This is a genomic window from Providencia sp. 21OH12SH02B-Prov (genome assembly GCF_027362595.1).
In the GTDB taxonomy this organism is placed as follows: domain Bacteria; phylum Pseudomonadota; class Gammaproteobacteria; order Enterobacterales; family Enterobacteriaceae; genus Providencia; species Providencia zhejiangensis.
Window position 1 is genome coordinate 3,651,829 of sequence record NZ_CP114796.1, and the last position, 14,837, is coordinate 3,666,665.

A 14,837-nucleotide genomic window follows, 5' to 3' on the forward strand; every position below is an offset into this window, starting at 1 on the left:
TTTGAGGATCTAAATCAATGCCAAAATGCGTTTTTAAGCAAATTTTTGGCAAATTGCGCGCATTCTAATGATGAGATGGAGTCTTGTCTAGAAAAAAACACATTTTTTTCATTTTTTTCTTACTTTTTTGCTTATCAGCCTGATTTTTACTGGAACGAGCATTAAAACCAGCAGCCATAATAACAACGTAAACGGTTGCAAACTAAATTAACTGAATAAGTTATGGTAATACTGAAAGAAAGATAATAAAAGTTTATTTTTTAAACAAAATACAGAAATTTAGGTAGGAAAACAGAGATAAACACAACAAACAAAACAAAATGGAATCATAGATTGCAAATCATAACACATATAACAATAACATCATGATTTGCAATCAATACATAACACTATAAAACTACAAATCTTCCAAGTTAAGCACATCTTTCATGTTATATAACCCTGATTTTTGAGATACTACCCACCCAGAAGCTCTAATTGCCCCATTAGCAAAAGTCATTCGACTGGATGCCTTGTGAGTAATCTCCACACGCTCGCCAATATCAGCAAACATTGCAGTATGTTCTCCAACAATATCTCCCGCACGCACGGTCGCAAAACCAATTGTTCCTGCTTCACGTTCACCTGTATAGCCTTCTCGGGTATACACAGCACAATCCTTAAGGTCTTTACCCAGTGCGGTAGCGATCGATTCCCCCATTGCGAGTGCAGTCCCTGAAGGAGCATCAACTTTGTGTCGATGATGCGCTTCTATAATTTCAATATCGGTGTAATCTCCCATCACTTTCGCCGCTTTTTCTAGCAATTTCAGCACTAAGTTAACCCCAACACTAAAGTTTGCGGCAAAAACAATAGGGATAGATTTAGCGGCATCTGCTATCGCTTGTTTACCCTGTTCATCAAACCCCGTAGTCCCTATTACCATGGCTTTTTGATGTGTGCGACAAAATGCCAAATAACACAATGTTCCTTCAGGGCGAGTGAAATCAATCACAACATCAAAATCATTGACCACTTTATCCAAGCTATCAACAACAGAGATATCCAATTTACCCACTCCCGCGAGTTCACCCGCATCGGTTCCAATCAAAGATGAACCTTCTCGCTCAATTGCAGCACCTAACTGTATCCCCTCTTGATTCTGTGCAGCTTGAATCAGCTGGCGTCCCATACGCCCACCTGCACCAACAATTGCAACTCGTACCGTCGAATGCGTCATTTCATATCCTTTTTAGCCGTTTCGCTGTGATTGTATGGCTCGATAAGCCATCGCATCTTCTCACAGCATGGTCATTTGAAAAATCATTGTGACATAGCTTAACGAGCCTCTTGATACTGTGCTAGTTCTAATCATGAATTATTAACAAAAGCGTATAACAACGAGAAATTATCAGAAAAAGTTGTCACTCCTGTTTCGACAAGACATGCTAAAAATGTGAGCTAGATAGAAAAATGGTTGTGCATCTTGTCATAACAGGATTAAGCTTATTAGGTATTACCATTGTTTAGGGATTATTATGGTTTCCACACATATTGGCTTTCCCACAGAAACCGTTACGGTCTTTGTGATATTAGCCATCGCAGCGATTGCGATCGATTTATTCATGCACCGTTCCGACCGCCCCATTACACTCAAAAATGCCATTTTCTGGTCCCTTTTTTGGATTCTGATTGCGATGGCTTTTGCAGCATTCTTATATTTTCATCATGGCTCAGAAACCGCTAGTTTATTTATCACCGGCTACGTACTAGAAAAAGTCCTTTCTATAGATAACTTATTTTTAATGATGGCTATCTTTTCATGGTTCTCGGTACCAGATCATTATCGACATCGCATTTTGTACTGGGGAGTTATCGGGGCAATGGTCTTTCGAGGTATTTTTGTCGCCATCGGTACAGGACTTCTCAGCTTAGGGCCTTATGTTGAAATGATTTTTGCACTCGTTGTTGCATGGTCAGCTGTAATGATGCTAAAAAATCAAAAAGTGGAAGAGAAGATCGAAGATTACTCCCAACATCTTGCCTATCGTTTGGTTAAACGCTTTTTTCCTTTATGGCCTAAAATTCAAGGGCATGCTTTTTTACTCACCCAAAAAGAGGTCGATACTGAGCTCAGTAAACCTGAAAATAAAGACATCATGATAGGGAGAAACAGTAAAGCAACCTATTACGCGACTCCACTACTGTTGTGTGTCGCGATTATTGAATTATCGGATGTCATGTTTGCCTTTGATTCTGTGCCTGCAATTATTGCAGTCAGCCGTGAGCCATTAATTGTTTACAGCGCGATGATGTTTGCCATACTCGGTCTACGTACACTCTATTTTGTGCTTGAAGCACTAAAACAATATTTGGTCTATCTCGAAAAAGCCGTTGTCATACTGCTGTTTTTTATCGCAATTAAACTGGGCTTAAATGCAACAGATCACTTGTGGCAGCATGGCTATAGCATTTCAACAAACATGAGTTTATGGGTTGTGCTTGGTGTGTTAGCGTTAGGCGTGATGGCCAGTGTGCTATTGCCAAAGAAGAAGAAACTCTAGTGTAATCACTTTGAAGCAAAATTATCAGCCTGTTGAAAATGACTTCTCAATAGGCTGGTAAGTAGTGCCATTAATCTTTCGCAACTACCTGTCGGTGCTTGTAGTGATAATGCTTTTTATGGAAATGACGCCAATGCGCATCTTGTGCCGCTTGCAGTAACTCAAAATCCCCACGAGTATCCCCCCAAGCGCGTAAATGATACTGAGTTAAATCACCATACACTTGCTCTAAGCGTTTAACTTTTTGTTCTCGACGACAGTTTTGTCCAACAAGGTTACCGGTTAATTTCCCATCGACAATTTCAAGTTCGGTACTAATCAGTTTTATTCCCAGTCTTCTGGCAAAAGGTTTAAGCACCAAAGAAGGGGAGGCAGAACAAATCGTCACCTCAGCACCGCTCTCTACTTCAGCGGCAACACCTAACACCCCTTCAGGGCGCATTAGTTTAGGCCAATAAATTTCACAAAATTGCTCTGCTTTTTCTCTCAGCCATTTTTCATCAACCCCAGTCAGAAAGGTTTTAATTAGCACTTCTTTTAATTCATCACGGGTAAGCTTTCTTCTCGCGCATTGCAGAGTCGGTAAAACTAATTTAATAATCTTGCGAGAAAAACGGTATTTGCCAAAAACAAACTTCAAAAATGGGATAAAACTATCGTGGTACGTTAATGTGCCATCAAAATCAAAAACAGAGAGTACATTAACTGAATGGTCGGTATTATTAGACACGACTGAAGACTCCAAAACGATGCCTTCCTCTGAGCTGCTTTCAATCAGCAGATCAGAGGTATTATTAGTCGCTAAGATCACTCGCCTTAGCTAATTTGTTTGACTTCAACACGTAGCTCTTTAGGCACTTCAAACACGATGTTTTCTTCACGGCCTTGTAGTTCCACTACCTCATTCGCACCAAGTTCTTGAAGCTTATCGATAACCTGACGAACTAGAATATCCGGCGCCGAAGCTCCCGCTGTTAAACCGATAATATTTTTATCAGATAGCCACTCAGTTTTAATATCTTCTGCGCCATCAATTAGATAAGCCGGCTTTTTCATCCGAGAGGCTAACTCTGCCAAGCGGTTTGAGTTCGATGAGTTTTTCGAGCCAACAACCAGCACAATGTCAGCACGTTCGGCAAGTTCACGGGCGGCTTCTTGTCGGTTAGTTGTCGCATAGCAAATATCATCTTTACGTGGTCCAACAATACTTGGAAAACGTTGTGTTAAAGCATCGATAACATCTGAGGTATCATCAACAGAAAGCGTTGTTTGCGTCATAAAACACAAGTTGTTTTCATCTTTCACTTGTAGTTTCCAAACATCTTCTGGGCACTCAACAAGGTACATTCCACCTTCAGGGTTGTTATACTGCCCCATGGTACCTTCAACTTCAGGATGACCTGCATGACCAATCAAGATGGCTTCTTTGCCTTTTCGGCTCGCACGCGCTACTTCCATATGCACTTTCGTGACCAATGGGCAGGTAGCATCAAATAGCATCGTTAAATCACGTGAACGTGCTTCTTGGCGGATCGCTTGTGAAACACCGTGAGCGGAAAAAATAAGGATAGAACCATCGGGTACTTCAGAGATCTCTTCAATAAAAATAGCACCGCGCTGACGTAGATCATCCACCACATAACGGTTATGAACCACTTCATGACGTACATAAATAGGGGCACCATAAAGCTCAAGTGCTCTTTCTACAATACTGATTGCGCGGTCTACCCCTGCACAAAAGCCACGAGGGTTAGCCATTAATATTTGCATTTTGACTCTCCAATTGCGGGTCAATTTCAAGTACTTCAATATCAAAAGTGATTTCTTGCTCTGCTAACGGGTGATTAAAATCAATAGTGACTGACTCACCTTCTATTGATTTTACTACCCCTGGCATTTCACTGCCATTCATTGCAGAAAAAAGCATAATAGTCCCTATCTCAGGTATCCCTGTTTCAGTGAAATCACGTAATGAAAAGTATTGAATTAAATCAGGATTATGCTTACCGAATACGGTATCTCCTGGCAAAGAAAAACTTTTCTTCTCACCGACATTTAGCCCCAATAGCTGCGCTTCTAACTCAGGAGAAAGCGAGCCATTACCTAAACTAAATAATGCAGGTTTCCCCTGACTAAGTGAAGAATCCGCCGTTGAACCATCTTCTAATTTCAAGGTGAAATGCAGTAATACGGCACTGTGCGGTTGTACCTGAGTAGACATAAATCGAACCTATTTTGCTATGATAAAAATCAGCCCGGCAAAACCGGGCTGAGGGTTATTATATCAGTTAATTTGCTTTCTTTTTGTCCTTATCCGGTAAGAAACCCTCTAAGATCACTAAAGCAGCACCAATACAAATCGCAATATCTGCAAGGTTGAATGTTGGGTAATGCCAATTACCAATATAAAAATCAATATAATCGACAACGAAACCGTGCATCAACCGGTCACTAAGATTACCAATTGCTCCACTGATAATTAGCGCATACGCAATATTGCTTAAGCGTTTTTGCGCACTTTGGCGATACATCATCACCATTAGGATGATAGATATCGCGATGGCTACCCCAGCAAAGAACCAGCGTTGCCAGCCGCCCTCATCAGCGAGAAAGCTAAATGCAGCACCGAAGTTCTGTGCATACATTAAATTGAGATAAGGCATGACTGGATGCGCATCATACAGCGTCATCTCTTTCAAGACTAACTGTTTGATGCCTAAATCCAATGCTATCAATACAACGGTTAACCACAGCCAGCGCAATCCAGTAGAACAAATCGGTTTCTTCATTATGCAAATTTACGTATTTCACCGTTTCCGGCTACGTTAGTGACACAGCGACCACACAGTTCAGGGTGATCCGCAACGGAACCTACATCATTAGCATAATGCCAACAGCGAGGACATTTCTCACCGGAAGCTTTGCTAAAGCCAATTTTTAAACCACTCAGCTCAGACGCCTGTGCATCCGCTGGCGCTGACGCAATATCAACAACGGAAGCTTGAGAGGTCAAAAGAACAAAGCGTAATTCATCTGATAAACTGTTCAGTTTAGCGGCTAGATCTTTATCTGCATACAAGACAACAGAGGCTTCTAACGAACCACCAATGTGTTTATCCGCACGAGCTTGTTCAAGAACTTTGTTCACTTCACCACGAACAGCGAGCAATTCAGCCCAGAAGTCATCGTTCATCTCTTCAGATGCCGCTAAGCCAAACAAGGCATCATACCATTCTTCAGTTAATACAAACTTAGCACGCTCACCCGGCAATTCGTTCCATATTTCATCCGCGGTGAAAGAAAGCACAGGTGCAATCCAACGAACAAGCGCTTCCGCAATATGGAATAGTGCAGTTTGGCAGCTACGACGCGCTAAGCTGTCACTTTTCGCAGTATATTGGCGATCTTTAATGATATCCAGATAGAAAGAGCCCATTTCGATAGAACAGAAATGCATTAAACGCTGAATGACGGATAAGAAATCATATTCATCATACGCTTTTGTGATCTCTTTTTGTGCTTCTAGCGCACGTCCCACCGCCCATCTATCCAACGTCACCATCTCTTCAGGCTTCACCATATCCGTTTCAGGATTAAAGCCATTTAAGTTAGCAAGTAAGAAGCGCGCGGTGTTACGAATACGGCGGTAAGAATCAGCGGCACGTTTTAAGATTTCATCAGACACTGCAATTTCACCAGTGTAATCTGTTGATGCTACCCATAAACGTAAAATATCCGCACCCAGTTTATTCATCACATCCTGTGGACTGATCGTATTGCCTAAAGATTTGGACATCTTACGGCCTTGACCATCGACAGTAAAACCATGCGTCAGTACTTGACGATAAGGTGCTTTACCTTTCATCGCTGTTGACAGCATTAATGACGACATAAACCAGCCACGATGTTGGTCTGAACCTTCAAGGTACATGTCGGCTGAGTTACCATGATACTCTGGGCGCGCATCCACAACGGCAAAGTGGGTCGACCCTGAGTCAAACCATACGTCTAATGTGTCTGGCACTTTACGGTAGATTTCAGCTTCATCACCTAATAGTTCTGCTGGATCCAGATCCCACCATGCTTGGATACCATCCACTTCAACACGTTTAGCGACTTCTTCCATCAACTCCAACGTGCGAGGATGTAGCTCTTCAGTGTCTTTATGCACGAACAGCGACATCGGGGTACCCCAAGTACGCTGACGAGAGATACACCAGTCAGGGCGATTTTCAACCATGGCTTCAATACGTGCACGACCCCAACCAGGGATCCACTGAACGATATCAATCTCTTTTAATGATTGCTCACGTAAACCGTTTTTATCCATGCCAATAAACCATTGTGGTGTAGCACGGAAAATAACCGGCGTTTTGTGACGCCAGCAGCATGGATAGCTATGTGAAATTGCTTGCTTATACAGCAATGCGCCTTTTTCTTTGAGTAATTCAACAATGACATCGTTAGCCTTGAAGATGAACACACCATCTAATGTTGGGTATGTGTTCGCAAGGAAGCAACCATCGGGACCGACTGGGTTCGCCGTTTCTAGACCATATTTTTGACCGACGACATAGTCTTCAGGACCATGTCCCGGCGCAGTATGTACTGCCCCTGTACCTGCATCTAAGGTTACGTGATCACCTAAGATAGCAGGAACATCAAAGCCCATAAATGGATGCTGGAAGCGCAATAATTCAAGGGCACTACCTTCACATTCACCCAGCACCTTCCAAGACTCAATGCCCGCTGTTTTCATGACATCTTCAACGAGATCAGCAGCAAGGATAACCACTTCGCCATTGGCTTCAACCAGCTGGTATTTAAACTCAGGGTTCAGTGAGATAGCGCGGTTCGCAGGTAACGTCCAAGGCGTTGTTGTCCAAATAACTAACGCTGGCGTTTTATCGCCCGCCACACCGAATTTTTCGTACACCGCATGACTATCTATCGCAGGGAAGCGCACAAAGATAGAGGGTGACGTTTTATCATAGTATTCCACTTCTGCTTCGGCGAGTGAAGAACCACAAGCTGTACACCAGTGAACAGGTTTTGCCCCTTTCACTAGATGACCATTCGCGATAGTTTTCCCTAAGGCTCTGATAATGTTTGCTTCTGTTTTGAAGTCCATCGTCAGATACGGCTTATCCCACTCACCCAAAACACCAAGGCGAATAAAGTCAGCTTTTTGGCCTTCAATTTGCTCTTTCGCATATTGACGGCATTGTGCGCGAAATTCAGCGGCGGAAACTTTTTCCCCTGGCTTACCGACTATTTGCTCAACTTTATGTTCAATAGGTAAACCATGGCAATCCCAACCAGGGATGTATGGGGAATCATATCCCGCCAACCCTTTGGATTTAATAATAATGTCTTTGAGAATTTTGTTAACTGAGTGACCAATATGAATACTACCGTTAGCATACGGAGGGCCATCATGCAAAATAAACGTTTTCTTACCTAATTTTGCCTGACGGATAGCTTGATACAAACCTTCTTTGTACCAACGTTCTAACATTTGTGGTTCGCGTTTAGCGAGATCGCCACGCATTGGAAACCCTGTTTCTGGTAGATTCAGGGTATTTTTATAGTCACTCATCGATTCTCAGTTCCATTTTTCCGCTAAATTATCTGACATTCGTTGCAGCTAAGTAATCTCTAGCCACAATCACATCTTTAGCAATTTGCTCCTTAAGCGCGTCTAATGAAGCAAACCGCTGTTCGTCACGTAACTTCTTACGTAACACGACATCAATATGACGTCCATATAAATCCATATTGGCATCAATTAGATGAACTTCTAATTGTTGGCCTTTACCAGATACTGTTGGTCTAGTACCAATATTTGCCACGCCGGGTAGAGGCTTATCCCCTAAACCATAAACTTCTACAGCATACACACCCGTCACTGGTGTGACTAATCGTTTTAACGGCAAATTAGCCGTCGGGAAACCAATAGTACGCCCAAGTTGATTTCCATGAACAACGCGTCCACTGATACGATATGGGTGGCCTAATAACGTTTCCGCTAATGCCAGATCGTTATCTTGTATTGCTTTGCGAATCGCAGTACTACTGATACGTAGCCCTGAATCACAAAAACTTTCAGTATCCGCGACTTCAAATCCATACTGATTGCCTGCTTGCTGTAGGAAAGCAAAATCTCCCATGCGATTCTTGCCAAAACGAAAATCATCGCCAATAGCGAGATATTTCACGCCCAGTTTTTTTACCAGTAACTCTGCAACAAACTCATCGGGTGTTAAAGAGGCAAAGTGTTGATTGAACTCAACACATAGTAGGTAGTCAATCCCACTATCAGCCAAGTATTTCACTTTATCTCGTAAACGAGTCAGACGAGCAGGTGCTTTGTCACCGATAAAAAACTCAAGAGGTTGTGGTTCAAAAATCATCACAACAGTGGGTAACCCCAACTGCTCACCTTTTTGCTTCAAATTTTGAAGTAAAGCCTGATGCCCACGATGGACACCATCAAAATTACCAATAGTCAGCACGCAACCATGATGGTGCGCCCGGATATTTTGTATACCGCGAATTAGCTCCATAACAGGCTCAATACCGAGGAAATTGCTGGATTATACCTTGTACGACGCTTAAGGTTAACCCAAGTTCGTAAAAGGTTGCATTCAATCGCCATTTTTTGATCAAAATATCACTTAAAGGGAGCTTTTGGCCCAGATAAACCGTACTGCTTAATGACTTTTAACTGGTCAAAATTCTCTATCGCGAATATAAAGATCAAAATATAGGGATAACCAATGGATTATCAATACAACAAAATTGCGCTGAGGTCTCGAAAAATCGTAAATTTTTCTGACTTTCGTACAGACTTATGCAACCTATTGTTATCAATGAATAACAAATAACCAATTTTTGTTCAATAATCATACCCACCGCTATTATCTTCACCTCAAAAATTTTTTCAGTAAAAATTTTTTTTATTATGTGTCATCAAATACGCTTTTTTTCGTGTGAAGATCTGTATTCCTCTAGCATTTGCTGGTAGAATCTTGCACCATTCACAACCGCACATGCGTCGATGTACACGACGTTTATTTGCACAAATCCATTGACAAATGAAGGCCGAAAGGGCATATTCCTCGACCTTTGAATTGTCCTCAATAGAATACATTTGGGAGTTGGACCTTGGCTAATATCAAATCAGCTAAGAAACGCGCTATACAATCTGAGAAACGTCGTCAGCATAACGCTAGCCGTCGTTCTATGGTGCGTACTTTTATCAAGAAAGTTTACTTTGCGATCGCAGCTGGCGATAAAGAAGCAGCTCAGAAAGCATTCAATGACATGCAACCTATTGTTGATCGTCACGCCACTAAAGGCCTGATCCACAAAAATAAAGCTGCTCGTCATAAAGCTAACTTAGCAGCTCAAATCAAAGCGATGTAATATTGCTTCTTGATTAGCTAAAAAAACCGGCTCTTGCCGGTTTTTTTGTCTGTCATACTTTTTTCTCAAGTTTATCAAATGGCGCAGAGAATAAATTGGAAAAATCTTTATTACAGACACGCTGAACGGCTGGATGTTGGATCATACGTTCTGCAAAAATCACAAAATACTCTTCTTTAACGCTATCTAACCGGCCTAGTTCGATAACATCCTCACCTTCCAAAATATCCGCGGCATATAATGATGGCGCCACAAAGATTGCATTATGAGACACACCAAAGGCTTTCATTAACGCAGCATCATCAAATTCACCCAGTACTTCAACTTGCAAATTCTTATTACGGATCCAAGTCAATAAGTGGCGTCCCAACATTGAACGGCGACCCGGTATTAATAAACGACGTTCTTCTAGACATTCAGGAAAAGGTTTCTTAGGTATGGGTTGACGGCAGAAGAAACTGACGCTGCATTCACCTAACTTCACAGAAAATAAGCCTTCCTGCTGTGATGAGTCCACTGGACAATCCGATAAAATCATATCCAGTTTATGTTGGCTCAGTTGTTCGAGTAACATTTCGTGCGTCGATTCAAAACAGCGTAGATGAATCTGTTCATGTTCAACGACAGCAGTTTCTAAAACGCGACTGACTAATTGTTTTGATAACGCATCGGCAACGCCAACATCAAACAAAAGGTTTGATTCTCGACTGTAGTTAACTATGTCAAGCATCTCTTGGCTTAACATAAACATTTTATCTGCGTAGCGAAAAATGAGTTGCCCAAGCTCCGATGGAACTAATCCACGCCCTTGACGCTTAAATAACTTGCCACCTAATCGTTCTTCTAATGCTTTTATCTGTCCGGTAATCGTTTGAGGCGTTAAATACAGCGCTTCGGCTGCCCCAACGACAGAACCTTCTTTACATACATGCCAAAAATAATAAAGATGATTAAAATTAAGATGTGAAACCCGCATATCGATTCCTTCTGTACCGCCAATAATAATCAATACTGACCATACTGTTTTTCTCTGCCCCTTTTGCAGGAGTTATTATGGAAATACCCACAACACGAACAATGCGTGTTGTGGGTATATCATAGTCCATTAACTCGGGAATTCTTACTATTTATTTCTGAAATTATCGGAATTCAGACAATAGTTACTTTTGTTGAATCTTCGGTAAGACTACTCTTAATAAAAAATAACCTAAAAACGCAGCGAGTGTTGATCCAATCAAAATTCCCAGTCTTGAATAGGTGCTATAGCTATCATCCAGCCCGTCAAATGCGAGTCCTGTAATAAAAATAGACATAGTAAAACCGATTCCACATAAGACTGAAACGGCAAATACCTGTTTTAAATTGATAGACTCAGGCAACTTCGCAAACCCAAGTTTTACCGAAATCCAGCTAAACAGAAAAATACCTAATGGTTTACCAAATAATAAGCCCGCAGCGATCCCCAAAGGTAATGTGCTTATTAATCCATCGAATGTGACGCCGTTTAATTGTACTCCTGAATTTGCAAAAGCAAAGATAGGTAGAATCATGTAAGCGACCCATGGATGTAGCACATGTTCGAGTTCTTCTGATGGTTTGGTATTGTTAGTACCACGCAGCGGAATCAAGAATCCAACGATAACACCAGCAAGCGTTGCATGAACTCCAGACTTGAGAATACATACCCAAAGAATCAGTCCAATGACTAAATATGCCGCGGTGTTTTCAACTCTTCGCCAATTCATGAAGACCAATAAGGCAACACACAAAGCGGCTAGGCCAAGCGCAACTAGCGATAATGAACTCGTGTAGAAAAAAGCAATAATTACAATGACACCAAGGTCATCAATGATCGCCAAAGCTAACAAAAAGACTTTCAGTTCTGTTGGTACCCGCTTCCCTAATAGAGCCATTACACCTAATGCAAAAGCAATGTCTGTTGCTGCGGGTATTGCCCAACCTTGGCGAGTGACCTCATCTGCACCATTAAATAATAAATAAATTAACGCAGGAGCTAACATTCCCCCTAATGCTGCAATCGCGGGAAAAATCGCTTTGTCTTTCCCCGCTAATGAACCTTCAAGTAACTCTCGTTTAACTTCAAGGCCCACAACGAGAAAGAAAATAGCCATCAAAAAATCGTTAACCCATAAAATTAACGGTTTATCTAGTTCTAGTGATGAAATTTTCACGGAAATAGGGATATCTAAAAATTGCTGATATAGCCCCTGAGCTGGCGAATTCGCCATAATTAATGCGACTATGGCAGCAATAATTAGGAGTAGCCCTCCTGCTGCTTCTAACCTTAAAAATTTACGGATGATTGCTGTCATATGTTTAACCCCAAAATAAATAGAGTGTTAATATTATGCTAATCATTAATTCGTAAAAAGTCGTTTATTTATCAATAATAGATCGACATTACCGAACAATATGCGAAATTGCTCACTCTTTTTGCTAAATTATCGTTAAATTTAAGTATAAATAAATTATTTTGATTTTATCTTTTTCTTTTTTCAGCAGCAGACTCGATTCAGTTTCTTTAGCTAAAATAAACGACTTTTGCTGTGTAACGAGGCGATTTTTAGACAAGACTGTTTTTGTGCGTATAGGCTCGTAAACCTGTATTTTGGTTTGCAAAAAAAAGAGAAGCCTCTCGAAGCGCTTCACAAAAATGTTCCATTACGCAATACTGGGTAACTATTTTAAATAAATGCTATTTTCTTATGACGACGACTATCTTACTGGCTGTATTATTTGCCGCATTTTGTCACGCGTGTTGGAATGCTTTAGTTAAATTTGGTAACGATCGTTTTTTTGGCCTCGTCATGATCGCCTTTTTTTCAGGAGTATTAACGCTACCGGCCCTATTTCTACTTGGACTGCCTCCCGTTAATGCCCTCCCTTGGTTAACTTTGTCTGTCATTTTTCATATTGGCTATACCTATTTTTTGAGCCAAGCATACACACATGGTGATTTAGGGCAGATTTACCCGATTTCCCGTGGTTCCGCCCCACTGATTACCGCATTACTCAGCCTCATCATTTTTAATGAGATGCTTTCATTATCTGGTTTTCTAGGTATTTTATTGATTATAAGTGGTGTGGTGATTATTGCATTTGCAGGCAAAAAATTTACCTTTAATATCAAGGGAAAAGCACTATTTTACGCATTATGTACCGCGTTTTTCACAGCCTGTTATACCTTATCAGATGGACAAGGCTCTCGCGCCAGTGAAGATCCGATTATTTATACGTTATGGCTATTTTTACTCAATGGGATAGTGCTCATCATTCCCGGCATAATAAAATACAAAACAACATTATTTCAAGGTATTAGGCAGTATTGGCGTTCTGGACTAATGGGAGGGCTAATGCAGCTGATAAGTTATGGCATTGCCATCTGGGCTATGAGCCAAGCCTCTATTGTGTTAGTGGCAGCCATCAGAGAAACCAGCGTACTTTTCGCAATGTTTTTATCCATCGTTTTCTTAAAAGAAAAATTTAATATGATGCGAATTATTGCATGCTTAGTCATTCTATCCGGTGTATTACTTGCAAAGCTGGCTAGCTAATCAGCAATTATAATCACTGATAAAAAATACCCGCAGCTAGCGGGCATTTTCAATTATTTATTAGTCAGGTCATCAAAGAATTTTTTAACACCGTCTAAAAAACTTTTTGTGCGCGGACTATTTTTTTCACCGCTGCTACCACCTAGTGACTCACCAAACTCTTTGAGTAACTCTTTTTGTTTCTCATTTAACTTAACTGGCGTTTCAACCACAATGTGACACATCAAATCACCTTGTAACCCACCACGAACGGATTTCACGCCTTTACCTTTCATACGGAAAATCTTGCCCGTTTGCGTTTCCGCAGGGATTTTGAGTTTTACACGTCCATCAAGAGTTGGGACTTCAATTTCTCCGCCCAATGCCGCAATTGCAAAGTTAATCGGAACTTCACAATGCAGGTTATTACCTTCACGCTCAAAAATATTGTGTGGTAATACATGCACTTGAACAAATAAATCGCCTGCTGGTGCACCATTTTCGCCTGCTTCACCTTCACCAGACAAACGAACACGGTCGCCAGTATCTACACCCGCTGGAATTTTAACGGATAATGTTTTATAGCGCTCAACACGTCCATGACCATGACACTTGTTGCACGGATCTTTAATGACCTTACCGCGGCCATGACACGTAGGACAAGGCTGTTGTACCGAAAAGAATCCCTGACGCATGTGGACTTGTCCCATACCATGACAAGTTGGGCAAGTATCAGCACTCGTTCCGGGTTTAGCACCACTACCATGGCAAATATCACAAGTTTCCAACGTTGGAATACGGATCTCTTTGGTCACTCCACGGACAGCCTCCTCAAGAGTCAGTTCCATGTTGTATTGTAAATCAGAACCACGGCTTGGGCGCTGCTGTCTGCGGCCGCCTCCAAAAATATCACCGAAGACGTCACCAAAGATATCGCTAAAGTCCGCACCGCCGCCAAAACCACCGCCGCCGCCGCCAAAGCCACCTTGTTCAAAGGCTGCATGACCATATTGGTCATAGGCGGCGCGTTTCTGCTCATCAGAAAGGACTTCGTAAGCTTCTTTTATCTCTTTAAATTTAACTTCTGCTTCATCTTTTTTATCCTGATTACGGTCAGGATGGTACTTCATCGCTAAACGCTTATATGCGCGTTTGATATCTTTATCAGAAGCATTTTTTTCGAGGCCTAATACCTCATAAAAATCTCTTTTTGCCATTTATTTTACCCTTAACATGCCGACACGGGCGTAGAGTTTCCTCGACGCCCGTGTTCGGTATCAGTAACCATTAATAACCATTAGCAAGGTCACTG

The 14,837-nt window shown here is 41.5% G+C and carries 13 protein-coding genes; 3 read left to right on the forward strand and 10 right to left on the reverse strand.

The genetic code is table 11. The features are described from left to right. Positions 1 to 397: 397 nt before the first annotated feature. Positions 398 to 1,219: a 4-hydroxy-tetrahydrodipicolinate reductase gene (gene dapB / locus O7C57_RS16930; RefSeq protein WP_269723370.1), complete on the reverse strand. Its 822-nt coding sequence runs from the start codon at positions 1,217 to 1,219 to the stop codon at positions 398 to 400. Between the two features lie 298 nt (positions 1,220 to 1,517). Between dapB and O7C57_RS16935 the strand changes: the two genes are divergently transcribed. Next, complete coding sequence (locus tag O7C57_RS16935; protein ID WP_163860691.1) at positions 1,518 to 2,543, forward strand: TerC/Alx family metal homeostasis membrane protein; 1,026 nt, start codon at positions 1,518 to 1,520, stop codon at positions 2,541 to 2,543. Positions 2,544 to 2,613: 70 nt separating this feature from the next. Here O7C57_RS16935 and O7C57_RS16940 read toward each other — a convergent pair whose 3' ends face one another. From O7C57_RS16940 to ribF, 6 genes are all read right to left on the reverse strand, one after another. After that, positions 2,614 to 3,273, reverse strand: coding sequence for an HAD family hydrolase (locus tag O7C57_RS16940; RefSeq protein WP_247046870.1), 660 nt, complete (start codon positions 3,271 to 3,273; stop codon positions 2,614 to 2,616). 86 nt (positions 3,274 to 3,359) lie between these two features. Further along, a complete protein-coding gene (gene ispH, locus O7C57_RS16945; protein ID WP_154622425.1) occupies positions 3,360 to 4,313 on the reverse strand; it encodes a 4-hydroxy-3-methylbut-2-enyl diphosphate reductase in 954 nt (317 codons plus the stop codon). Next, positions 4,294 to 4,764: an FKBP-type peptidyl-prolyl cis-trans isomerase gene (fkpB, locus tag O7C57_RS16950; protein ID WP_154622426.1), complete on the reverse strand. Its 471-nt coding sequence runs from the start codon at positions 4,762 to 4,764 to the stop codon at positions 4,294 to 4,296. Before fkpB ends, ispH begins: the two co-directional genes overlap by 20 nt. A gap of 67 nt (positions 4,765 to 4,831) precedes the next feature. Continuing rightward, positions 4,832 to 5,332, reverse strand: a complete 501-nt coding sequence (gene lspA, locus O7C57_RS16955; RefSeq protein ID WP_154622427.1) for a signal peptidase II — start codon at positions 5,330 to 5,332, stop codon at positions 4,832 to 4,834. Continuing rightward, entirely contained in the window at positions 5,332 to 8,142 is a 2,811-nt protein-coding gene (gene ileS, locus O7C57_RS16960; RefSeq protein ID WP_154622428.1) for an isoleucine--tRNA ligase, read from the reverse strand. Before ileS ends, lspA begins: the two co-directional genes overlap by 1 nt. A gap of 28 nt (positions 8,143 to 8,170) precedes the next feature. Beyond that, a complete protein-coding gene (ribF, locus tag O7C57_RS16965) occupies positions 8,171 to 9,109 on the reverse strand; it encodes a bifunctional riboflavin kinase/FAD synthetase (protein WP_247046873.1) in 939 nt (312 codons plus the stop codon). Positions 9,110 to 9,710: 601 nt separating this feature from the next. Here ribF and rpsT point away from each other — a divergent pair. After that, positions 9,711 to 9,971 carry a 30S ribosomal protein S20 gene (rpsT, locus tag O7C57_RS16970; RefSeq protein ID WP_154622430.1) on the forward strand — a complete coding sequence of 87 codons (261 nt, stop codon included), beginning with the start codon at positions 9,711 to 9,713 and terminating at the stop codon, positions 9,969 to 9,971. A gap of 52 nt (positions 9,972 to 10,023) precedes the next feature. Here rpsT and nhaR read toward each other — a convergent pair whose 3' ends face one another. Then, complete coding sequence (gene nhaR, locus O7C57_RS16975) at positions 10,024 to 10,947, reverse strand: transcriptional activator NhaR (RefSeq protein WP_154622431.1); 924 nt, start codon at positions 10,945 to 10,947, stop codon at positions 10,024 to 10,026. Positions 10,948 to 11,131: 184 nt separating this feature from the next. Beyond that, on the reverse strand, positions 11,132 to 12,304 hold the full coding sequence (nhaA, locus tag O7C57_RS16980; RefSeq protein WP_154622432.1) for a Na+/H+ antiporter NhaA: 1,173 nt from the start codon (positions 12,302 to 12,304) through the stop codon (positions 11,132 to 11,134). Between the two features lie 393 nt (positions 12,305 to 12,697). Between nhaA and O7C57_RS16985 the strand changes: the two genes are divergently transcribed. Further along, positions 12,698 to 13,546: an EamA family transporter gene (locus O7C57_RS16985; RefSeq protein ID WP_196713784.1), complete on the forward strand. Its 849-nt coding sequence runs from the start codon at positions 12,698 to 12,700 to the stop codon at positions 13,544 to 13,546. A gap of 53 nt (positions 13,547 to 13,599) precedes the next feature. Here O7C57_RS16985 and dnaJ read toward each other — a convergent pair whose 3' ends face one another. Next, the gene (gene dnaJ, locus O7C57_RS16990; RefSeq protein ID WP_154622434.1) at positions 13,600 to 14,742 is read right to left on the reverse strand and encodes a molecular chaperone DnaJ; all 1,143 of its coding nucleotides are present in this window, start codon (positions 14,740 to 14,742) and stop codon (positions 13,600 to 13,602) included. Positions 14,743 to 14,837: the final 95 nt, after the last annotated feature.